Annotated in this window: 16 protein-coding genes; 13 read left to right on the forward strand and 3 right to left on the reverse strand. The window is 59.9% G+C overall.

Going from position 1 to position 23,066, the window contains the following annotated elements; genetic code table 11:
• Nucleotides 1–60: 60 nt before the first annotated feature.
• Nucleotides 61–1,437 (reverse strand): L-serine ammonia-lyase, encoded by a 1,377-nt coding sequence (locus BK662_RS18050; protein ID WP_123359167.1) that lies wholly within the window; start codon nt 1,435–1,437, stop codon nt 61–63.
• A 437-nt stretch (nt 1,438–1,874) separates the two neighbouring features.
• Here BK662_RS18050 and BK662_RS18055 point away from each other — a divergent pair, with 437 nt between their 5' ends.
• From BK662_RS18055 to choV, 3 genes are all read left to right on the forward strand, one after another.
• Nucleotides 1,875–2,825, forward strand: a complete 951-nt coding sequence (locus tag BK662_RS18055; protein ID WP_007907523.1) for a choline ABC transporter substrate-binding protein — start codon at nt 1,875–1,877, stop codon at nt 2,823–2,825.
• 77 nt (nt 2,826–2,902) lie between these two features.
• Nucleotides 2,903–3,748, forward strand: a complete 846-nt coding sequence (choW, locus tag BK662_RS18060; protein ID WP_123359168.1) for a choline ABC transporter permease subunit — start codon at nt 2,903–2,905, stop codon at nt 3,746–3,748.
• A complete protein-coding gene (gene choV, locus BK662_RS18065) occupies nt 3,745–4,923 on the forward strand; it encodes a choline ABC transporter ATP-binding protein (protein WP_123359169.1) in 1,179 nt (392 codons plus the stop codon). The genes choW and choV overlap by 4 nt, the downstream gene beginning before the upstream one ends.
• A gap of 213 nt (nt 4,924–5,136) precedes the next feature.
• On the opposite strand, the gene BK662_RS18070 is transcribed toward choV, so the two are convergent.
• The gene (locus tag BK662_RS18070; protein ID WP_259695933.1) at nt 5,137–7,086 is read right to left on the reverse strand and encodes a BCCT family transporter; all 1,950 of its coding nucleotides are present in this window, start codon (nt 7,084–7,086) and stop codon (nt 5,137–5,139) included.
• Nucleotides 7,087–7,466: 380 nt separating this feature from the next.
• Between BK662_RS18070 and betI the strand changes: the two genes are divergently transcribed.
• The 9 genes from betI to yccS all read left to right on the forward strand — a co-directional run bounded on the left by betI (nt 7,467) and on the right by yccS (nt 21,426).
• Nucleotides 7,467–8,060, forward strand: a complete 594-nt coding sequence (gene betI, locus BK662_RS18075) for a transcriptional regulator BetI (RefSeq protein ID WP_123359171.1) — start codon at nt 7,467–7,469, stop codon at nt 8,058–8,060.
• Nucleotides 8,061–8,169: 109 nt separating this feature from the next.
• Complete coding sequence (betB, locus tag BK662_RS18080; protein WP_123359172.1) at nt 8,170–9,642, forward strand: betaine-aldehyde dehydrogenase; 1,473 nt, start codon at nt 8,170–8,172, stop codon at nt 9,640–9,642.
• A 217-nt stretch (nt 9,643–9,859) separates the two neighbouring features.
• Nucleotides 9,860–11,563 (forward strand): choline dehydrogenase, encoded by a 1,704-nt coding sequence (betA, locus tag BK662_RS18090; RefSeq protein ID WP_038981090.1) that lies wholly within the window; start codon nt 9,860–9,862, stop codon nt 11,561–11,563.
• 282 nt (nt 11,564–11,845) lie between these two features.
• On the forward strand, nt 11,846–13,288 hold the full coding sequence (locus tag BK662_RS18095) for a TldD/PmbA family protein (RefSeq protein ID WP_123359173.1): 1,443 nt from the start codon (nt 11,846–11,848) through the stop codon (nt 13,286–13,288).
• Entirely contained in the window at nt 13,288–14,637 is a 1,350-nt protein-coding gene (locus BK662_RS18100; RefSeq protein WP_123359174.1) for a TldD/PmbA family protein, read from the forward strand. The genes BK662_RS18095 and BK662_RS18100 overlap by 1 nt, the downstream gene beginning before the upstream one ends.
• Before the next feature lie 189 nt (nt 14,638–14,826).
• Entirely contained in the window at nt 14,827–16,254 is a 1,428-nt protein-coding gene (mdtD, locus tag BK662_RS18110; protein ID WP_123359175.1) for a multidrug transporter subunit MdtD, read from the forward strand.
• A 105-nt stretch (nt 16,255–16,359) separates the two neighbouring features.
• Nucleotides 16,360–17,697: an ATP-dependent RNA helicase DbpA gene (dbpA, locus tag BK662_RS18115; protein WP_229768771.1), complete on the forward strand. Its 1,338-nt coding sequence runs from the start codon at nt 16,360–16,362 to the stop codon at nt 17,695–17,697.
• A 142-nt stretch (nt 17,698–17,839) separates the two neighbouring features.
• Complete coding sequence (locus BK662_RS18120; RefSeq protein WP_050682756.1) at nt 17,840–19,018, forward strand: BaiN/RdsA family NAD(P)/FAD-dependent oxidoreductase; 1,179 nt, start codon at nt 17,840–17,842, stop codon at nt 19,016–19,018.
• Nucleotides 19,019–19,242: 224 nt separating this feature from the next.
• Entirely contained in the window at nt 19,243–21,426 is a 2,184-nt protein-coding gene (yccS, locus tag BK662_RS18130) for a YccS family putative transporter (protein WP_123359176.1), read from the forward strand.
• 149 nt (nt 21,427–21,575) lie between these two features.
• Here the strand turns inward: yccS and BK662_RS18135 are convergent, their stop codons facing one another.
• Entirely contained in the window at nt 21,576–22,313 is a 738-nt protein-coding gene (locus tag BK662_RS18135; protein ID WP_123359177.1) for a substrate-binding periplasmic protein, read from the reverse strand.
• A gap of 259 nt (nt 22,314–22,572) precedes the next feature.
• Between BK662_RS18135 and BK662_RS18140 the strand changes: the two genes are divergently transcribed.
• On the forward strand, nt 22,573–23,025 hold the full coding sequence (locus tag BK662_RS18140; protein ID WP_123359178.1) for a GNAT family N-acetyltransferase: 453 nt from the start codon (nt 22,573–22,575) through the stop codon (nt 23,023–23,025).
• Nucleotides 23,026–23,066 lie beyond the last annotated feature (41 nt).

Consider the following 23,066-nt stretch of genomic DNA (forward strand, 5'->3'; position numbering starts at 1 on the left):
TTTACGACTGCTGCGCAGCCGAGCGGGAGCAAGCTCCCTCGCCACAGGGTCAACCTGGTCTCAGCACTCAACCGCGCTAACCGCCAATCCACCGCGCGATGTCTCTTTATATTTATCGTGCATGTCGGCACCGGTATCACGCATGGTGCGGATCACCCGGTCCAGCGAGATAAAGTGCTGACCGTCGCCCCGCAGCGCCATCTGCGCCGCGTTGATCGCTTTCACCGCGGCAATCGCATTGCGCTCGATGCACGGCACCTGGACCAAACCGCCCACCGGATCGCAAGTCAGACCGAGGTTATGTTCCAGGCCGATTTCCGCCGCGTTGCACAGTTGCTCCGGGGTGGCACCGAGAATCTCCGCCAACCCCGCTGCCGCCATGGCGCAGGCCGAACCGACTTCACCCTGGCAACCGACTTCGGCACCGGAGATCGAGGCGTTCTTCTTGCACAAAATCCCTACCGCCGCGGCACTGAGGAAGTAATCGACCACGTTGGCGTCGGTCACTGCCTCGCTGAATTTCATGAAGTAGTGCAGCACCGCCGGAATGATCCCCGCCGCGCCATTGGTCGGTGCCGTAACCATGCGCCCGCCGGCAGCGTTTTCTTCGTTGACCGCCAGGGCGAACAAGTTCACCCACTCCATGGCGCTCAGGGTCGAGCCGATCACGTTGGGCTTGTTCAGTTCTTGCAGGCTGCGGTGCAGTTTGGCCGCACGACGACGCACATTCAGGCCACCGGGCAAGATGCCTTCGTGTTTAAGGCCTTGCTCCACGCAATCTTGCATCGCGCGCCAGAGTTTCATCAGGCCGGCGCGAATTTCCTCTTCGCTGCGCCAGACTTTCTCGTTGGCCATCATCAGTTCTGCAACGCGCAGGTTGTGCTGCTTGCACAGACTGAGCAGCTCGACGGCACTGGAGAAGTCGTAAGGCAGCACGGTGCGATCCAGATCCACCACGCCGCTGGAAGCCTGTGCTTCATCGACGACAAAACCGCCGCCGATGGAATAGTAGGTGTCGCGATGCAGCTCGCCGTGATCGCCTTCGGCAACCAGGGTCATGGCGTTGGGATGGAACGGCAGGTTCTCATCGATCAGGCGCATGTCCCGGGCCCAGATGAACGGGACCGACAAGCGACCGTCGAGCAATAGCGTGTTGGTTTCACGCAGGGTCTCAATGCGGATGCCGATTTGCGACGGATCGATCGCGTCCGGCCACTCGCCCATCAGCCCCATGATCACGGCGTTATCGCTGCCGTGACCGATGCCGGTGGCAGATAACGAACCATAAAGCTGAACTTCGACACGCCTTACTTGTTCCAAAAGACCCTGCTCACGCAAACCTTGCACGAACAGCGCCGCAGCTCGCATAGGCCCGACGGTGTGTGAACTGGAAGGGCCAATGCCGATTTTGAACAGGTCGAAAACGCTGATAGCCATTACTGCTGAACTCCTGGATGTGCCTGCTCCAGGCGCAAAAGCGCCCAGTGACGGAGCTGCTACGCTGAAGCTGCAATCCGCCGAGATGGCCGCATCATCAGGCTTTTGTCATGTCGTTCAACGTCTCACACCGACGCACTCATGCCCGCCAGCGCCGCAGGCCGCTTACGCTGTGTTTTCGCCGTTTTTTTGCGGATCAGAGGGACAAAACGGGCTGAAAAAAGCTGTAAACGACGTTACCGACACTGGATGCGACCATCCCTGTACTGGTTACGACGCACCCTGTAGGCGTCAGATTTTCACTGGTACATGATCGTATCGACTCGATTGCAAGGCGCCGTGGTAGAGCTGTCTCCAAAACGCCATCCAACCGCAACAGATAAGTGCGGTGGTCCAGTCGGAACACTGCCAAAAAAAACACCAAGGAGTCGCCCCTTATGAAAGGTTCCCCGTCGTTGTTGTTGGCCGCCATGCTGAGTCTGCCGTTTCTGGCTCAAGCCGCAGAACCGGCCCAATGCAGCACCGTAAACTTCTCCGATGTCGGCTGGACGGACATTACCGTCACTACCGCCACCACCAGCGTCGTTCTCGATGCCCTGGGCTACAAGACCAAAACAACGATGATTTCCGTGCCAGTGACCTACAAGTCGCTGGCCGACGGCAAAAACATGGACGTGTTCCTCGGCAACTGGATGCCGACCATGGAAAACGACATCAAGGCCTACCGCGATGCCGGCACCGTGGACACGCTGCGCGCTAATCTGGAAAACGCAAAATACACACTCGCCGTCCCCGAAGAGTTGTATAACAAAGGTCTGAAAGATTTCGCCGACATCGCCAAGTTCAAGAAAGAACTCGACGGCAAGATCTATGGCATCGAACCGGGTAACGACGGCAACCGCCTGATCCAGAGCATGATCGACAAGAACGCCTTCGGCCTGAAAGACGCCGGCTTCAAGGTGGTCGAGTCCAGCGAGGCAGGCATGCTCTCGCAAGTCGATCGCGCTCAGCGCCGCAACACCGCCGTGGTGTTCCTGGGCTGGGAACCGCACCCGATGAACACTCGATTCAAGATGAAGTACCTGACCGGCGGCGACGAATACTTCGGCCCGAACTTCGGCCAGGCGACCATCTACACCAACACCCGCAAGGGTTACGCACAGGAATGCAGCAACGTCGGTCAGTTGCTGAAAAACCTGGTCTTTACCCTCGACATGGAAAGCACGCTGATGGGCAACGTCCTGGACGACAAAATGAAGCCTGACGCGGCCGCCAAGGCCTGGCTGAAAAAGAATCCACAGGTGCTCGATACCTGGCTCGCTGGCGTGACCACCATTGACGGTAAACCAGGCCTGGAGGCCGTGAAAGCCAAGCTCGCGCAGCCTTGATTTAGGAAGCATCGCTTACGCCGGGCGAGTTCGCTCGCCCGGGCTGTTTATTTCCTTGCATGCGGACGTTCACTACCATGCTGATTGATCAGAAAATACCTTTAGGCCAGTACATCGCGGGCTTCGTTGAATGGTTGACGCAAAACGGCGCCAGCACCTTCGACGCAATCGCCGTGTCACTGGAAACGATGATCCACGGCGTGACTTTTGCGCTGACCTGGTTCAACCCGCTGGCATTGATCGGCCTCATCGCGCTACTGGCACACTTCATTCAACGCAAATGGGGCCTGACCGTTTTCGTCATCGCCTCCTTTCTGCTGATCCTCAATCTGGGGTATTGGCAGGAAACCATGGAAACCCTCGCCCAGGTGTTGTTCGCCACCCTGGTGTGCGTGCTGATCGGCGTGCCGTTGGGCATCGTCGCCGCGCATAAACCGATGTTCTACACACTGATGCGGCCGGTGCTCGATCTGATGCAGACCGTACCGACCTTCGTGTACCTCATTCCTACCCTGACCCTCTTCGGGCTGGGTGTGGTCCCGGGTCTGATCTCGACGGTGGTGTTCGCGATTGCCGCGCCTATCCGCCTGACCTACCTGGGTATTCGCGATGTTCCGCAGGAATTGATGGACGCCGGCAAAGCCTTCGGCTGCTCGCGCCGTCAACTGCTTTCACGGATTGAACTGCCCCACGCCATGCCAAGCATCGCGGCCGGTATCACCCAGTGCATCATGCTGTCGTTGTCGATGGTGGTGATTGCGGCACTGGTGGGCGCCGACGGCCTGGGCAAACCCGTGGTCAACGCACTGAACACTGCTGATATCGCACTGGGCTTCGAAGCAGGCCTGGCGATCGTACTGCTGGCGATCATGCTCGACCGTATCTGCAAACAACCCGACGCTAAAGTAGGGGGTGACGCATGAGCATTATTCGCTTCGAAGACGTGGACGTGATCTTCTCCAAAGACCCGCGCGAGGCACTCAAACTCCTCGACCAAGGCATGACCCGCGACCAGATCCTGAAAAAGACCGGGCAAATCGTCGGCGTTGAAAAAGCCACTCTGGACATCGAGAAAGGTGAAATCTGCGTACTGATGGGCCTGTCCGGCTCCGGCAAATCCAGCCTGTTGCGCTGCATCAACGGCCTCAACACCGTCAGCCGTGGCAAGTTGTTCGTCGAGCATGAAGGCAAGCAGATCGACATCGCTTCCTGTACTCCGGCAGAACTGAAAATGATGCGCACCAAGCGCATCGCAATGGTGTTCCAGAAGTTCGCCCTGATGCCTTGGCTGACGGTGCGCGAGAACATCAGCTTCGGTCTGGAGATGCAGGGCCGGCCGGAGAAGGAACGGAAAAAACTGGTCGATGAAAAGCTCGAACTGGTCGGCCTGACCCAGTGGCGCAACAAGAAACCCGATGAGCTTTCCGGTGGTATGCAACAGCGTGTGGGCCTGGCCCGAGCGCTGGCGATGGACGCTGACATTCTGCTGATGGACGAACCGTTCTCGGCCCTTGACCCGCTGATCCGCCAAGGCCTGCAAGACGAACTGCTGGAACTGCAAAGCAAGCTGAACAAAACCATCGTGTTCGTAAGCCACGACCTCGATGAAGCCCTGAAGCTCGGCAGCCGTATCGCGATCATGAAAGACGGTCGGATCGTCCAGTACAGCAAGCCAGAAGAGATCGTGTTGAACCCTGCGGACGATTACGTGCGCACCTTCGTCGCCCACACCAATCCACTGAACGTATTGTGCGGCCGCAGCCTGATGCGCACCCTGGACAACTGCAAACGCATCAACGGTTCGGTGTGCCTGGATCCGGGCGGCGATTCGTGGCTGGACCTGGCCGAAGGCAACACCATCAAAGGCGCACGCCAGAACGGCTCGAGCCTGGATCTGCAGAACTGGATACCGGGGCAAGCGGTTGAAGGCTTGGGGCGTCGGCCAACGCTGGTGGACTCCAACATCGGCATGCGCGATGCGCTGCAGATTCGTTACCAGACCGGCAACAAGCTGGTGCTGCACGACAACAACAAAGTTGTCGGGATTCTTGGCGACAGCGAGCTGTACCACGCGCTGCTCGGCAAGAACCTGGGGTAAGAAGCAGCAGACAAAAAAACGCCGCGAGATGATCGCGGCGTTTTTGTTTGCGGGATATTAGGGCATGCAGCTGTGCGGCTGATGGCCCCTTCGCGAGCAAGCCCGCTCCCACATTCGACCGCATGTCCCTGATAGAACTCGGTTACCTGTGGGAGCGGGCTTGCTCGCGAAGAATATGACGCGGTGTCACTGGAACACCGCGCCACTCACTTCTTAGCTATAAACCCGGCCAAGGAGCTGGCGATGGCTTTCAAACTGATCGAGCACGTCACGGGTGATCTGATCCTGAGTGAAGCCCATCAAGTCGTAATCCTGGCTGCCGTTGTGCAGGTACACCTCGGCGCGGTAGTAACGTGCGCGCGGTTCATCAGCGCTTTCAGCCGACACCGTGTCACTCGCCGCCGCCAGATAACCGTCCAGGCTCACTTCGTAGACAAAAGGGTTGCCCTCTTCCATCTCGATCCGCACGCCCATGCAGCGTTTCGACTTGCCCAACAACGTCTGCACATCCAGGCCCTGAGCACGCAATTGCACAGCCGCATCTTCCAGCGCCGGGCTGACTTGCTTGTCCATGAAACGCTGAACGATCGACTGGTTCGGTTGCAGATCCAGTTGGGTCAGACGCTCGCTGAAACCACGACGACCACGCGCTGCCAGTTCCGCTTGCTCCTGTTCGATTTGCACGTCCTGGCGCATGGCCTTGTGCAAGCCAAACATGAAGAACACCAGCACCACCGAGAACGGCAGCCCCGCCAGCACTACCATGGTTTGCATGGCTTCGAAGTTACCGGCGAACAGCAGACCGATGGTCACCAGGGTGATCACCGCCGACCAGAAAATCCGCAGCCAGTGCGGCGCATCTTCGTCAACATTGCCGCCCTTGCAGGAAAGGTTGGCCATCATCACCGCGCCGGAATCCGCCGGGGTCAGGAACAGCACGAAGCCGACAAAGATCGACACGCCGATCACGATCTTCGACGCCGGGTAATGCTCAAGCAACTGGTAGATCGCCATCGACGGCTGTTCCAGCGCCGTCTTCCCGAGCTCCACCGCGCCATGGTTCATCACCAGGTCCAGGGCCGAGTTACCGAAGATCGACAGCCATGCCAGGGTGAAGCCCAGCGGAATCAGCAACACGCCGGCCACCAATTCACGCACCGTGCGACCACGGGAAATACGCGCGATGAACATGCCTACGAATGGCGCCCAGGAAATCCACCAGGCCCAATAGAACAGAGTCCACAGGCCCAACCAGCGATCCGACTTCTCACTGTCGCCTTCATATACATAGAGGTCGAAAGTCTTCAGCACCACACCGTTCAGGTAGTCACCGATGTTCTGCACAAAGCCGTTGAGCAGGTGCAGGGTCGGGCCGAACAACAGCACGAAAATCAGCAAACCGCTGAACAGCACGATGTTCAGGTTGGACAGACGGCGAATGCCGTTTTCCACGCCAGACACAGCGGCGATGGTCGCCACGGTGCTCATCACGATGATCACGATCAGCAGGTTGGTGTTGCTGTGTGCCATGCCGAACAGGTTTTCCAGGCCCGACGACACTTGCAGCGAACCAATCCCCAGGTTCGTCACCAGCCCCAGCAGGGTCACGAACATGCCGAAGCCGTCCACCGCATGACCGGCCGCGCCTTTGACCCAACGCTCGCCGACCAGCGGATACAGCGCCGACCGCAACGCCAGCGGCTGGTTATGACGGTAAGCAAAGTACGCCACGGCCAAGCCGACCAGTGCATAGATCGCCCAGCCATGCAGGCCCCAATGCAGGAATGTCAGTTGCACCGCCTGACGGGCCGCAAGGTTGCTACCGGCCACGCCTTCCGGCGGATTGAAGTAATGGTCCAGCGGCTCGGAAGCACCGAAGTACAGCAACGAGATGCCAATACCCGACGAGAACAGCATCCCCGCCCAGGCGCCATAGCTGAAATCCGGGGTGTCGTCCTTGCTGCCCAGTTTGAGTTTGCCGTAGGACGAAAACGCCAGGCCAACCACAAAAACCAGATAAGCGGCGATCACTACCATGTAGTACCAGCCGAAGCTGCGGGACAACCAGGCCTGGGCAATGCCGAGCATTCTGCCGGCTTCTTGCGGGGCGATGATCAGAATGGCGGTCAATAGCAGAATCAACGCGGTAGAGGTGTAGAACACCCAACCGTTGACCGTCACCTTCTCGGGTGGGGTCTTTATTAGAGAGGCAGAACTCATGGCACAGATGCTCCAGGCAGTGCGAGAGAAGAACACAAGGCAACGCGGTACCCGACCAATCGGTTAGTTGGCAGCCGACCGGCGGGTGATATAAAGACACCCCGAAAAAAGCCCGAAACCCTTGGGACGCCTGCGCGTATGGGTTTCGAGCATTTTTGGATGTCGGTTTATCGCCATTTACACGTAGGAAAAATCTGTAAGCAGCGACGATTTGTCGCAGATCTTATTCTTTGTTGATTGAACGTTCAATCAAAACAAAATAGACTGGCCCTCAACCCGGTAGCCGTTTTTCGTCTACGGGAAGGCCTAAGGAGATGTGCAAGATGCCCAAGGTCGGTATGCAACCCATCCGCCGCCAGCAATTGATCGAAGCCACGTTGCAGGCTGTCGATCAGGTCGGCATGGGGGACGCCAGCATTGCGCTGATCGCCCGTTTGGCCGGTGTCTCGAATGGCATCATCAGTCACTACTTTCAGGACAAGAACGGCCTGATCGCCGCCACGGCGCAGTATCTGATGAGTGTCCTCAGCGAGAACGTCACCGCGCGCCGTCAGGCGTTGGAGGACGCCAGCCCACGGGCTCACCTTCAGGTGATTATCGAAGGCAACTTCGACGCCAGCCAGGTCAATGGCCCGGCAATGAAAACCTGGCTGGCCTTCTGGGCCACCAGCATGCACCACCCGTCTTTGCACCGGTTGCAGCGGATCAACGATCACCGTCTGTATTCCAACCTGTGCTGCCAGTTCCGCCGTGTGTTGCCGCTTGATCAAGCGCGCAGCGCCGCCCGCGGCCTGGCAGCCCTCATCGACGGTTTGTGGTTGCGCGGCGCGCTGTCGGGAGATGCTTTCGACACCGGGCAGGCGCACCAGATCGCTTACGAATACATGGATTTTCAACTGGCCAAGCAGGTGAGTTAGAGCACACATAAAAGCGCTCAGCCCCTGAACCGCCACTGACCAGCGTCCCCCGGCTACACGGCACGCCCAGTGGTCAACGCCAACCACTTAATGCACTTGCGAGGACACTATGGCCCGTTTCGAACTGCAAAAACTCTACATCGATGGCGGTTACTCCGACGCCAGCAGCGACGCCACTTTCGAAGCCATCAACCCGGCTAACGGTGAAGTCCTCGCAACCGTACAACGTGCGACCCAGTCAGACGTTGAGCGCGCTGTGGTCAGCGCCGAAAAGGGCCAGAAAATCTGGGCTGCAATGACCGCCATGGAGCGTTCGCGCATCCTGCGTCGTGCAGTCGACATCCTGCGCGAGCGCAACGATGAACTGGCCGCCCTGGAAACCCTGGACACCGGCAAGGCGTACTCTGAAACCCGTTACGTCGACATCGTCACCGGCGCTGACGTGCTGGAGTACTACGCAGGTCTGGTGCCGGCCATCGAAGGCGAGCAGATTCCACTGCGCACCACCTCTTTCGTTTACACCCGTCGCGAGCCGCTGGGTGTCGTGGCTGGTATCGGCGCGTGGAACTACCCGATCCAGATCGCTTTGTGGAAATCCGCACCGGCCCTGGCGGCCGGTAACGCGATGATCTTCAAGCCAAGCGAAGTCACTTCCCTGACTACCCTGAAACTGGCCGAGATTTACACCGAAGCTGGCGTTCCGGCTGGCGTGTTCAACGTTCTGACCGGCAGTGGCCGTGAAGTCGGCACCTGGCTGACTGAACACCCACGTATCGAAAAAATCTCCTTCACCGGCGGCACCGACACCGGCAAGAAGGTCATGGCCAGCGCTTCCGCCTCGTCGCTGAAAGACGTGACCATGGAACTGGGCGGCAAATCTCCGCTGATCATCTTCGACGACGCCGACCTGGATCGCGCCGCCGACACCGCGATGATGGCCAACTTCTACAGCTCCGGTCAGGTCTGCACCAACGGCACTCGCGTGTTCGTACCGAGCCACCTGAAGGCCGCGTTCGAAGCCAAGATCGTTGAGCGCGTTGCACGCATTCGGGTCGGCAACCCGGAAGACGAAAACACCAACTTCGGTCCGCTGGTCAGCTTCGCCCACATGGAAAGCGTGCTGGGTTACATCGCCAAAGGTAAGGAAGAAGGCGCTCGCGTCCTGTGCGGCGGCGATCGTCTGATCGACGGCGAATTCGCCAAAGGCGCATTCGTGGCACCGACCGTGTTCACCGATTGCACCGACGAGATGACCATCGTTCGCGAAGAAATCTTCGGCCCGGTGATGAGCATCCTGACCTACGAAACCGAAGAAGAAGTGATCCGTCGTGCCAACGACACCGAGTTCGGTTTGGCGGCTGGCGTTGTCACCAAAGACCTGAACCGCGCTCACCGCGTGATCCATCAACTGGAAGCCGGTATCTGCTGGATCAACGCCTGGGGCGAGTCCGACGCCAAGATGCCGGTCGGCGGCTACAAGCAGTCGGGTGTGGGCCGTGAGAACGGCATCAGCTCGCTGAACAACTTCACACGCATCAAATCGGTACAGGTCGAACTGGGCGATTACGCCTCGGTTTTCTGATCTGACGCACAACCTGAGGCTGGGGCCTTTTGTGGCGAGGGAGCTTGCTCCCGTTGGGCTGCGAAGCGGCCCCAGTTTCAGGCACCGCGCTCATTCAGACAGAACACGGTCGCGGATTTGCGACTGCTGCGCAGTCGAACGGGAGCAAGCTCCCTCGCCACAGTGAGTGGCAGTTCGGCGACCGCGACCTGACCCAACACCAAAGAGGGTGCATTCAATGTCCCAAGAATTCGATTACATCATCATCGGTGCCGGCTCGGCCGGTAACACCCTGGCGACCCGTCTGACTGAAGACGAAGGCGTCACCGTCCTGCTGCTCGAAGCGGGCGGCCCGGACTACCGTCTGGATTTCCGTACGCAAATGCCGGCCGCCCTGGCGTTCCCGCTGCAAGGTCGTCGCTATAACTGGGCGTATGAAACCGATCCAGAGCCACACATGGACGGCCGCCGGATGGAATGCGGTCGCGGCAAGGGCCTGGGTGGATCTTCGCTGATCAACGGCATGTGCTACATCCGTGGTAACGCGATGGACTACGACAACTGGTCGAAACTGCCCGGCCTGGAAGACTGGAGCTACCTCGACTGCCTGCCGTATTTCCGCAAGGCGGAAACCCGTGACATCGGCCCGAACGACTACCACGGTGGCGACGGTCCGGTCAGCGTGACCACGCCCAAAGCCGGCAACAACCCGCTGTTCCACGCAATGGTTGAAGCCGGCGTGCAAGCTGGTTACCCGCGTACCGAAGACCTGAACGGCTACCAGCAGGAAGGTTTCGGCCCGATGGACCGCACCGTGACGCCAAACGGCCGTCGCGCCAGCACCGCGCGCGGTTATCTGGACGTCGCCAAAAAGCGTTCGACCCTGACCATCGTCACCCACGCCCTGACCGACAAGATTCTGTTCGAAGGCAAGCGTGCGGTCGGCGTGCGTTACCTGATCGGCGCCGCTGAAGAGCGCGTTGAAGCCCGCGCCCGCAAGGAAGTGCTGCTGTGCTCCGGCGCCATCGCTTCGCCGCAGATCCTGCAACGTTCCGGCGTTGGCCCGGCCGAATTGCTGAAAAAGCTCGACATTCCGGTGGTCCACGACCTGCCGGGCGTCGGTGAAAACCTGCAGGATCACCTTGAGCTGTACCTGCAATACGCCTGCACCCAACCGGTCTCGCTGTACCCGTCGCTGCTGCTGCACAACCAGCCGGCCATCGGTGCCGAGTGGCTGTTCAACGGCACCGGCATCGGCGCCAGCAACCAGTTCGAGGCCGGTGGTTTCATCCGCACCCGTCCGGAATTCGATTGGCCGAACATTCAGTACCACTTCCTGCCGGTGGCGATTAACTACAACGGCAGCAACGGTGTGAAAGAGCACGGCTTCCAGGCGCACATGGGTTCCATGCGTTCGCCAAGCCGTGGTCGCATCCAGGCCAAGTCCAAGGATCCGCGCGAGTACCCGAGCATCCTGTTCAATTACATGGCCACCGAGCAGGACTGGCAGGAATTCCGCGATGGCATCCGCCTGACCCGTGAAATCATGCAACAGCCTGCACTGGACGCTTTCCGTGGTCGCGAAATCAGCCCGGGCATCGACGTTCAAACCGACGAGCAGCTGGACAAGTTCATCCGCGAGCACGCCGAAACCGCGTTCCACCCATCCTGCTCGTGCAAGATGGGCACCGACGAGATGGCCGTGGTCGATGGCGAAGGTCGTGTGCATGGCATGCAAGCCCTGCGCGTGGTCGATGCCTCGATCATGCCGATCATCACCACCGGCAACCTGAACGCGCCAACGATCATGATGGCCGAGAAAATCGCCGACAAGATCCGCGGTCGCAAGCCACTGCCGCGCAGCAAGGCCGCCTACTTCGTGGCCGGTGATGCACCGGTGCGTGGCAAGCCGTTGCGGGATGTGAGCCTGACTGCACAGTAAGACCGTTACACCGAGGCGCGGCCCATCGCGAGCAGGCTCGCTCCCACAGATTTCAGGTCGAATTACAGATTTGTGATCAACCTGGATCCCTGTGGGAGCGAGCCTGCTCGCGATTGGGCCCGACCAAACACCACACCTATCCCTGCCGTACCCCAAGTAAACCTTTCCTACGCCGCTCCTCCCTTGATCTAGCCCCCGCCCAAGCCTAATCTAGCGCCACGCAAACGCTTCACCCCCTCGCAATACCGATACATCGCAACTCCATACCAAGGAGGTTCCCGAATGTTCGATTTCCACCCCCAGCTCAAGCAGCGCTTCGCTGCCTTGCGCACGGGCGCTGAATTCTTTTCGCTGCGTTATGTGCGCGAGTCCGGCCAGTACCTGTCGGTGCGCAAGAACGTCGCCGAACCGCCGAGCCTGAGCCGTGACGAAGGCGCGATGCTGACCGTTCGGGTCAACGGCGTCGAAGCCTACGCCGCGACCAACGATCTGTCCCAATCCGGTCTGCAAGCCGCGCTGGAGAAAGCCGAGCAACAAGCCCGTCGACTCAAGCCTCACGCCCTTCTCGACCTGCGCGAGCAAGCGGTCTCCAGCGACCGCGCCGACTATTTCTCGCCCAACTTCGACCAGCCCTTTGCGTCCCTGAGCGATTGCTACCAACTGCTCGGCGCCGAATCCGCCGCCGTGCCCAAGGACGAGCGACTGGTGAACTGGCAGGTGAGCATTGGCATCACCAACGTCGAGCAAATCTACCTCAACAGCGCCGGTGCCGAATTGCGTCAGGCCCAGCGTTTTGTCTACCCGAGCGTGGACGTCACCGCCTACGACGGCAGCGACAGCCAGACTCGCAGCCTGGGCCGCGAGAACTTCGGCCAGCAGGGCGGCTTTGATGTGATCAGCCGTTGCGGCCTGATCGGTGCCGGCCCGAAAGTCGCCGATCAGGCGCTGCAATTGCTGCTGGCGCCGAACACCCCGCAAGGCCCGCGCGACCTGTTGCTCATGCCCGATCAGATGATGTTGCAGATCCACGAGTCCATCGGTCACCCGCTGGAACTGGACCGCATCCTGGGCGATGAGCGCAATTACGCCGGCACCAGTTTCGTCAAGGCAGAAGACTTCGGCAGCCTGCAATACGGCTCCGAACTGCTCAACGTGACGTTCGACCCGGACATCCCCGAGCAGCTCGCCAGCTACGGCCATGACGACGATGGCAGCGCCGCCAGCAAGCAATTTTTGATTAAGGAAGGTTTGCTGCTGCGGCCATTGGGCGGCGCGCTGTCGCAATTTCGTGCCGGCATGGAGGGTGTTGCCAACAGCCGCGCCTGTGGCTGGAACCGCCCACCGATCGACCGCATGGCCAACCTCAACATCGAGCCCGGCGATCAGCCACTGGAACAACTGATCGGCAATATCGAGCACGGCATTTTGATGAGCACCAACCGCTCGTGGTCCATCGATGATGCGCGTAACAAATTCCAGTTCGGTTGCGAATGGGGCCAGTTGATTGAAAACGGCGAACTCAAGGGTGTGGTGAAGAATCCGAATTACCGGGCGATTTCCGCACAATTCTGGAAAAGCCTCAGCGCTGTCGGCGATGCCAACACCGTCAAAGTGCTAGGCACGCCGAACTGTGGCAAGGGCGAACCGAACCAGGTGATCCGCGTCGGCCATGCGTCGCCGGCCTGTGTGTTCAGCAATGTTGATGTGTTTGGAGGAGACGCCTGATGAGTACTTCCACGAGCACTTCAAATAGCCAGGCCGAGTCATTCAAGGACTTGGTCAATTGGCTGCGCGATGCACTGCGCACGCCGGAGCAATTCACCCTCAGCTACGCCGCCGAGTCGTCGGCTTTCGTACGCTTCAACCATGCCAAAGTCCGTCAGGCCGGGCAGGTGCAGCAGGCGAGTGTCGGGTTCAAACTGATTAACGATGGTCGTCATGCCGATCTGAATATCACGCTGTCGGGCGACCCCGAAGTCGATCTTCAGCGTCTGGCCGAAGGCCTGCAACAGTTGCGCGAAACCCTGCCGCTGTTGCCTCAGGATCCGTACCTGCAGCTTAACCAGAACGACTGGCAGAGCAACAACGTGCAGGAGCATCCGCTGCCTGACACCGAGCAAGTGGTCGCTGAAATCACTGAAGCTGCCGAGGGCCTGGACCTGGTCGGCTTTTATGCCGCCGGGCCGATCAGTCGCGGTTTCGCCAGTTCCTCGGGCGCGTTCGGCTGGCATCAGGCCAACAGCTTCAACTTCGATTTCAGCCTGTTCCATGAAAACGGTCAGGCGGTAAAAGCCAGTTATACCGGGCACGACTGGAACAGCGAAGGGTTTGCCAGGCGCTTCCAGCAGGCCCGCGAGCAATTGGCGTTTCTGGGTCGGCCATTGCGCACGCTGCCGCCCGGCGAATACCGCGCCTACCTGGCGCCGGCAGCGCTGGAGGAAATCATGGGCATGCTGAGCTGGGGCGGGTTTTCGGCCCAGGCGATTGCCAGCAAACAGAGCCCATTGCAAAAGTTCTACGCCAGCGAAGCCTGCTTCAACCCCAATGTATGGTTGAGTGAGCAGGTCAGCGGTTCCTTGAGCCCGGCGTTTTCCGACGAAGGTTATCCTCGCGATGATCTGGGGTTGATCGCCAAAGGCATGGCCAATGCCCGACTGATCAATTCCCGCAGCGCCGCCGAATACGGCCTCGCTGCCAACGGCGCCAGCAGCCATGAGTACCCGACGGCGCTGGTCATGCAAGGCGGCAATCTGGAGCAGGCGGAGATCCTCAAGCGCCTCGGCACCGGGCTCTACATCAGCAACCTGTGGTACCTGAACTACTCGGACCAACCGGCAGCGCGCCTGACCGGCATGACCCGGTTTGCGACCTTCTGGGTCGAGAATGGCGAGATCCAGGCACCGGTCAGCACCATGCGTTTCGATGACAGCGTCTACAGCCTGCTCGGTTCACAGCTGGAAGCGTTGACCGAGGAACGTGAGCTGATGTTGTCGGCCAGCACCTACAGTCAGCGGGCAACTGCTTCGGCGTTATTGCCGGGCGCGCTCGTCAGCCGACTTACGTTGACGCTGTAAACACAAACCTGTGGCGAGGGAGCTTGCTCCCGCTGGGCTGCGAAGCGGCCCCCTAGATTGGCAAACGCGTTCTATCAGACATACCGCATTCGCCGGATTTACGACTGCTACGCAGCCGAACGGGAGCAAGCTCCCTCGCCACAGGGTTCAACGTCAGCCATGAATCTGCATTAATCCACAAGAGGTCCCATGCCCAACCGCCCACCTCTCGACGCTGTCACCGCCCGCTGGGTACCGTGGGTTGTGGCCATTGCCTTCTTCATGCAGTCCCTCGACGGGACGATCCTCAACACCGCTCTCCCCGCCATGGCCCGGGACCTGGCCGAAGACCCGCTGCGCATGCAGGGCGTCATCATCGCCTACATGCTCACCGTCGCCTTGCTGATCCCCGCCTCCGGCTGGATCGCCGACCGCTTCGGCACCCGGAAAATCTTCTTCGGCGCGATCCTCCTGTTCAGCTTCGGCTCATTGCTCTGCGCCTTGTCCAGCACCCTGAGCATGCTCATCGGCGCCCGGGTGATTCAGGGCCTCGGTGGCGCGTTGATGCTGCCGGTCGGGCGATTGGTGGTGCTGCGCGCGTATCCGCGCTCGGATCTGGTGCGGATCATGGGGTTCATTACCATTCCCGGCCTGCTCGGCCCGCTGATCGGCCCGACCATGGGCGGCTGGATGGTGCAATACCTGACTTGGCACTGGATCTTTCTGATCAACCTGCCGGTGGGCGTCCTCGGTTGCTACGCGGTATGGAAATTCATTCCCGACCTGCGCGGCAGCGAGCGCACCCGCTTCGATAGCCTGGGCTTTTTGCTGTTCGGCGCGGCGATGGTGCTGATCACCATCGCCATGGAAGGCCTCGGCGAACTGCACCTGCCGCATTTGCGAGTGATGTTGCTGCTGTTTGGCGGCATGGCGTGTCTGGCGGCGTATTGGCTGCGGGCCGGGCACGTAGACAATCCGCTGTTCGCGCCCTCGCTGTTCAAGACCCGAACGTTTGCCGTAGGCATCCTCGGTAATCTGTTCGCTCGCCTCGGCAGCGGCGCATTACCGTTCCTGGTGCCATTGCTGCTGCAAGTGGCACTGGGTTATTCGCCGTCACAGGCGGGGATGAGCATGCTGCCCCTGGCTGCGGCCGCGATGGTCGCCAAGTCGGTGGCGCGGCCGCTGATCGAACGGTTCGGCTACCGCACCGTGCTGACCGGCAACACACTGGCGCTGGGGATCATGCTGGCAAGCATGGGCCTGGTCAGCGAGCAGACGCCGTATTGGCTGCTGCTGGCTCAGTTGGCGGTTCTGGGGGCGATCAACTCCTTGCAGTTCACCGCAATGAACACCGTCACCCTGATCGACCTCGACGACGCCAGCGCCAGCAGCGGCAACAGTTTGCTGTCGGTGGTCGCGCAATTGTCCCTGAGCCTCGGTGTGGCCTGCGCCGGCGCCTTGCTCGGCGGCTTCACGGCAGAGATCGGCAATGACGGCGTGAGCACGGTTCTGGGCGCGTTCCAGCTGACGTTTGTGACGGTCGGAATCATGGCGATGCTGGCTGCAACGATCTTTTCGCAGCTGTCTAGAACTGACGGACGGCGCGTCAGGCATCCGGAAGAACACATCGAGCCTTAGGGCGAATGGCCACGAGACTGATACACTGCGCGACATTTTGTTTTGCAGGCCAGTCCCGTGACCACCATCGCCACCGCTTTTAATACTTTGCCGCTGTCCGCCGCCATGCTGGCTAACCTCGACTCCCTCGGTTATGCCCAGATGACGCCGATCCAGGCGCAAAGCTTGCCGGTGATCCTCAAGGGGATGGACCTGATCGCCCAGGCCAAGACCGGCAGCGGCAAAACCGCCGCCTTCGGTATCGGCCTGTTGAATCCGATCAATCCGCGCTTCTTCGGTTGCCAGGCGCTGGTCATCTGCCCGACTCGCGAGTTGGCTGACCAGGTCGCCAAGGAAATCCGTCGTCTGGCCCGTGCCGAAGACAACATCAAGGTGTTGACCCTGTGTGGCGGCGTGTCCTTCGGCCCGCAGATCGGCTCGCTGGAGCACGGCGCGCACATCATCGTCGGTACTCCGGGGCGCATCCAGCAGCACCTGCGCAAGGGTTCGCTGGTGCTTCACGGCCTGAACACGCTGATCCTCGACGAAGCCGACCGCATGCTCGACATGGGCTTCTACGATTCCATCGAGGAAATCATCGCCCAGACCCCGGAGCGCCGCCAGACCCTGCTGTTCTCTGCCACGTATCCGGTGGGCATCAAGCAACTGGCGTCGAAATTCATGCGCACCCCTCAGATCGTGAAGGCCGAGGCGTTCCACGACGATACGCAGATTGAGCAGCGCTTCTACGAGATATCTCCCGAAGAGCGTATGGACGCGGTGGTCAAAGTCCTCGCGCATTTCCGTCCGGCGTCCTGCGTTGCCTTCTGCTTCACCAAGCAGCAGGTTCAGGAAACCGTTGATCACCTGACTTCCAAAGGCATCTCCGCCGTCGGTCTGCAGGGTGATCTGGAACAGCGTGACCGCGATCAGGTATTGGCCATGTTCGCCAACCGCAGCACTTCGGTGCTGGTTGCCACCGACGTCGCCGCGCGCGGTCTGGACATCGATATGCTGGACATGGTGATCAACGTCGAACTGGCCCGTGACTCGGAAATCCACATTCACCGTGTCGGCCGTACTGGCCGTGCCGGTGAGAAAGGCATCGCGATCAGCCTGGTCGCCCCGTCCGAAGCCCACCGCGCCCAAGCCATCGAGCAGCTGCAGAAGTCGCCGTTGAGCTGGGATCAGTTGGACAACCTCAAGTCCCAGGGTGGCGCTCCGCTGCTGCCGGTGATGAGCACGCTGTGCATCGGCGCTGGCCGTAAAGACAAGGTTCGTCCGGGCGACATTCTCGGTGCACTGACTGGCGACGCCGGCATCCCGGGCGCTCAGGTCGGCAAGATTGCGATTTTCGATTTCCAGGCCTATGTGGCCGTGGAACGCGGGATCGCCAAGCAAGCCTTGCAGCGCCTGAACGACGGTAAAATCAAAGGCCGCTCGTTGCGCGTGCGCATCCTGTAAGAACAGCGCACTTCCCTGTGGGAGCGAGCCTGCTCGCGATGGCGGACTGTCAAACAACATCTATGTTGAATGTGCAGGCCTCATCGCGAGCAGGCTCGCTCCCACAGTTTGTTTTGTGGCGACACATCAAGAGGACACCGTTTTGCGCTCTACCGAAGTCGTGATCATTGGCGCTGGCGCCGCAGGGTTGATGTGTGCGCTGACCGCCGCCGGTCGCGGGCGCAAAGTGATGTTGCTTGACCATGCGAACAAGGCCGGCAAGAAAATCCTCATGTCGGGCGGTGGACGCTGCAATTTCACCAACATGTACACCGAACCGAGCAATTTCCTCTCGCAGAACGAGCATTTCTGCAAATCCGCGCTGGCGCGCTACACCCAGTGGGATTTCATCGGTCTGGTGGCCAAACACGGCGTGCCGTACCACGAGAAGAAACTCGGCCAGTTGTTCTGCGATAACAAATCCAGCGACATCCTCGGCCTGCTGCTCGACGAATGCGATCAGGTCGGCGTCAGCCTGCACCTGGACACCTCGATCCAACACATCGAAAAAATGGAAAGCGGCTACCTGCTGCAAACCACCCTAGACCAAATTACCTGTGAGTCTCTGGTGATCGCCACCGGAGGCCTGTCGATTCCGACCCTGGGCGCCACCGGTTTCGGTTATCAAGTGGCCAAGCAGTTCGGTCACGACCTGCTGCCGACCCGCGCCGGCCTGGTGCCGTTCACCATCACCGATCAGCTCAAGGAACTTTGCACCGAGCTGTCCGGTACGTCGGTGGATTGCCTGGTGAGCTGCAATGACCAGAGTTTCCGCGAAAACATCTTGTTCACTCACCGCGGCCTCAGCGGGCCGGCGATATTGCAGATTTCGTCGTTCTGGGAATCCGGCGACACGGTGGAAATCAACCTGATGCCGGATCACGACGTGCCGAGCTGGCTACAACAACAGCAGGCCGAACGTCCCAACAGTGAGTTGAAAACCCTGCTCGGGGAAATCTTCACCAAGAAGATGGCCAATCTGCTGGCAGACAACTGGTTCGCCTCCAAACCGATGAAGCAGTACACCCACGCCGAGCTGGCGGACATCGCCGAAAAGCTGGCGAGCTGGAAAGTCGTGCCGGCCGGCACTGAAGGCTACCGTACTGCCGAAGTGACCCTCGGCGGCGTCGACACGCGCGAAGTGTCGTCCAAGACCATGGAGTCGCTGAAAAGCCCAGGGCTGTATTTCATTGGTGAAGTGCTCGATGTCACCGGGCATCTGGGCGGTTTCAACTTTCAGTGGGCCTGGGCCTCCGGCTACGCCGCCGCGCAATTCGTCTGACAAACACAAATTAAATGTGGGAGCGGGCTTGCTCGCGAAGGCGGTCTGACAGTCGACATAAATGTTGAATGTACCGGCCTCATCGCGAGCAGGCTCGCTCCCACATTCGTTATGCGTTGATCTTTAAAGGAACAGATTTTGCTGTCAGATGTGATCGGCGCCATTGCGTCGGCGTCATTAGTGGCTCAATTTAGCGTCATTGCCTCGGAAGGCCTTCGCACTTCATGTCATCGACCACATTTCGGCAGTCTCTGCGCCGCCTCTGGGCGCTGGATAAATTCAGCTACAGCGTGCGGGTATTCATCGCCCTGACCGGCAGCATGGCGCTGTGTTGGTATCAGGATGAAATGGGGCTGCTGATCCCACTGTTCCTGGGGATCATCGCCAGCGCCCTCGCTGAAACCGACGACAGTTGGCAGGGTCGCCTCAACGCACTGGCCGTGACGCTAGTGTGTTTTATGGTCGCCGCCCTGTCCGTCGAACTGCTCTTCCCCTACCCCGTCCTCTTTATCATCGCCTTTGCACTGGCCAGCTTCTGCCTGACCATGCTCGGCGCGCTGGGCGAACGTTATGGCGCGATTGCTTCGGCAACACTGATTCTGTCGGTCTACACCATGATCGGCGTGGACCAGCGCGGCGGCGCGGTCACTGACTTCTGGCACGAACCGGTGCTGCTGGTGGCCGGTGCGGCCTGGTATGGCTTGCTCTCGGTGCTGTGGCAGGCACTGTTTTCCAACCAGCCGGTGCAGCAAAGCCTGGCGCGGCTGTTCCGTGAACTGGGTTATTACCTGAAGCTGAAATCGTCGCTGTTCGAACCGATCCGGCAGATGGACGTGGAAGCGCAGCGGCTGGAACTGGCCCAACAGAACGGCCGGGTGGTGGCGGCCCTGAACGCCGCCAAGGAAATCATTCTGCATCGGGTCGGCGACGGTCGGCCGGGCGTGAAAGTCAGCCGTTATCTGAAGCTGTACTTCCTCGCCCAGGACATCCACGAGCGCGCCAGTTCCTCGCACTACCCCTACAACGCGCTGGCCGAAGCGTTCTTCCACAGCGATGTGCTGTTCCGCTGTCAGCGCCTGCTGCGCCAGCAAGGCAAGGCTTGCCGCGCGCTGGCCGAATCGATCCAGATGCGCCAGCCGTTCATCTATGACGCAAGCTTCGCCGAGGCCCTGAGCGACCTGCACGCTTCCCTCGAACACTTGCGTATCCAGAGCAATCCGGCCTGGCGCGGGCTGCTGCGTTCGTTGCGAGCGCTGGCTGCCAACCTCGGCACCCTCGACCGTTTGCTCAGCGACGCCAGCAACCCCGATGCGCTCGCAGACGCCACCGACAGCAGCCTGCTCGACCGTTCGCCACGCAGCCTCAAGGATGTCTGGATACGCTTGCGCACGCAGCTGACGCCAACGTCCTTGCTATTCCGCCACGCCCTGCGCCTGCCCCTGGCGTTGAGCATCGGCTACGGCATGGTGCATTTGATCCACCCGTCGCAAGGTTACTGGATCATCCTCACCACGCTGTTTGTCTGTCAGCCGAACTACGGCGCCACCCGCCGCAAACTCGGGCAGCGAATCATTGGCACCGCCATTGGCCTGACCGTGGCCTGGGCGCTGTTCGATCTGTTCCCGAACCCGTTGATCCAGTCGAGCTTCGCCATCCTTGCCGGGGTGGTTTTCTTTACCAATCGCACCACCCGCTACACCCTGGCGACTGCCGCGATCACGCTCATGGTGCTGTTCTGCTTCAACCAGGTGGGCGATGGTTATGGGCTGCTGCTGCCGCGACTGTTCGATACTTTGCTCGGCAGTCTGATCGCCGGGCTGGCGGTATTCCTGTTCCTGCCGGACTGGCAGGGTCGACGCCTGAACAAAGTGCTGGCCAACACCCTGACCTGCAACAGCATTTACCTGCGCCAGATCATGCAGCAATACGCCGCCGGTAAAAGCGACGACCTGGCTTATCGCCTGGCCCGACGCAACGCGCACAACGCCGATGCCGCGTTGTCGACGACGCTGGCCAACATGCTGATGGAGCCGGGGCACTTCCGTAAGGAAGCGGACGTCGGGTTCCGTTTCCTGGTGCTGTCGCACACCTTGCTCAGCTATTTATCGGGGCTGGGAGCACACCGCGAAACCCAACTACCGTCGGATGTGCGCGAGCATTTGATCGACGGCGCCGGTGTGAACCTGGCCGCCAGCCTCGACGAAATCGCCCAAGGCCTGGCGAGCAAACAGCCGATTGCGATTCAGAGTGATGAGGAAGAAGCCCTGGCCAATGGGCTTGAGCAGATGCCGGATGAGATCGATGAAGGGCAGCGGTTGGTGCAGACGCAATTGGCGTTGATCTGCCGGCAGCTGGGGCCGTTGCGGACGTTGGCGGCGCATTTGATCAAAGATACGAGCGAGGCTTGAGATTTTTGCTGATCGGGCGGGCCTCTTCGCGAGCAAGCCCGCTCCCACATTTAATCTGTGGTGTTCACAAAATTATGTTCACCGCAGTTCTAATGTGGGAGCGGGCTTGCTCGCGAAGGCGTCATCGGCCACACCACAATACCCGGCACTCACATCCCATGCTGCTTGAGCAACTTCTCATAACTGCCATCAGCCTTCATCGCCGCAATCTCACGGTCGAACCCGGCGACGATCTGTTCATGCTGCGGATTCTTCAGGCTCACCAGAATATGCAGGCTGTTCTCGCTCAACGGCTTGGGTAAAAACTCCACGGCATTGCGTACCTTGGATGATTCCCGAGCGAGGTAATACCGGGCGACGAACTCGTCTTCCAGGGTCAGCTTGACCCGGTCGGCCACGACCATGCGCACGGCCATGGCGAAGCTGTGCACCGGAATTTTCTGCAGCGACACATCGTCGTCGAATGCTTGCGAATAGGCATAACCGCGTACCACCGCTATCGGGTAGGTGTGCAGTTGTCGCAGGTTGCTGAATTCGATCGGCGCGTCTTTGCGCTTGAGAAAGCGCACACGGTTGAGCAGGTACTCACCGGAAAACTGCCCCAGCTTCGTGCGCTCCTCGGCGTACCAGGCGTTGACCAGCACGTCGTAACGCCCATCGCCTACCCCAAACAAGGCTCGCGCCCACGGCACCTGTTCGAAATCACTGGCAAAACCGGCCCGGGCCAGCGCGGTGCTGACGATGTCTGTGGCCAATCCGCCATTGACCAACGTCGCGTCGGTAAAAGGTGGCCAGGCATCGGCTACCAGACGCAGCTTTTGCGCTGCCGCGCTCTGTGTCAGCAACAGCAATCCAATCAAAGCAAACGCTCGATGCAATCGCGGCATGCCAGAAGATCCTTAGCGGGCGGGGTGCCCGACGTATTTTTCAGCCAAAACTCCAAGGCCCCTCTACCGGCGAAACCCAGGTCCTAACATTAGCTTATCGACAACATTGCACAGCGCTTCACCGCAGATTACACAAAGAAGACAATCTCGCGAGAAATGAATGATGGCATTTTGGCCTTTGTCACGGATTTCTCTGCCATCAAGACATCCCGCGTCAGGACGCTTAGTATCGGAGCAACGTTGTTCAAGGAATCTGAAGATGACAATCGATTGGGTCTGCAAACACCACAGCGATCTGGGTAAAGAGCAGCTGTATGCCATTTTGCAGCTGCGTGCCGAGGTATTCGTCGTCGAGCAGAAATGCCTTTATCAGGACATCGATGGCCAGGACCTGGAAGGTGACACCTGCCATTTGATGGGCTGGGACGGGGATCAGCTAGTGGCCTACCTGCGATTGCTCGACCCGGAGTTACAGGGCGGCGACGTGGTGATTGGCCGGGTGATCATTGCTCCCGCTGCACGCGGCACCGGGCTTGGGCATGAGATGATGAGCCAGGCGTTGAAACAGGCCGAAAAGCACTGGCCTGAAGTGCCGATCTACCTTTCGGCCCAGGCGCATTTGCAGGGGTATTACGGGCGGTATGGTTTTGTGGTGGTGGGTGAGGAATATATGGAGGATGACATTCCGCATATCGGGATGCGCCGTTCCTGAGGGCCCTATCGCGAGCAGGCTCGCTCCCACATTGGACTTAT

Source organism: Pseudomonas frederiksbergensis, from assembly GCF_003732275.1.
In the GTDB taxonomy this organism is placed as follows: domain Bacteria; phylum Pseudomonadota; class Gammaproteobacteria; order Pseudomonadales; family Pseudomonadaceae; genus Aquipseudomonas; species Aquipseudomonas frederiksbergensis_H.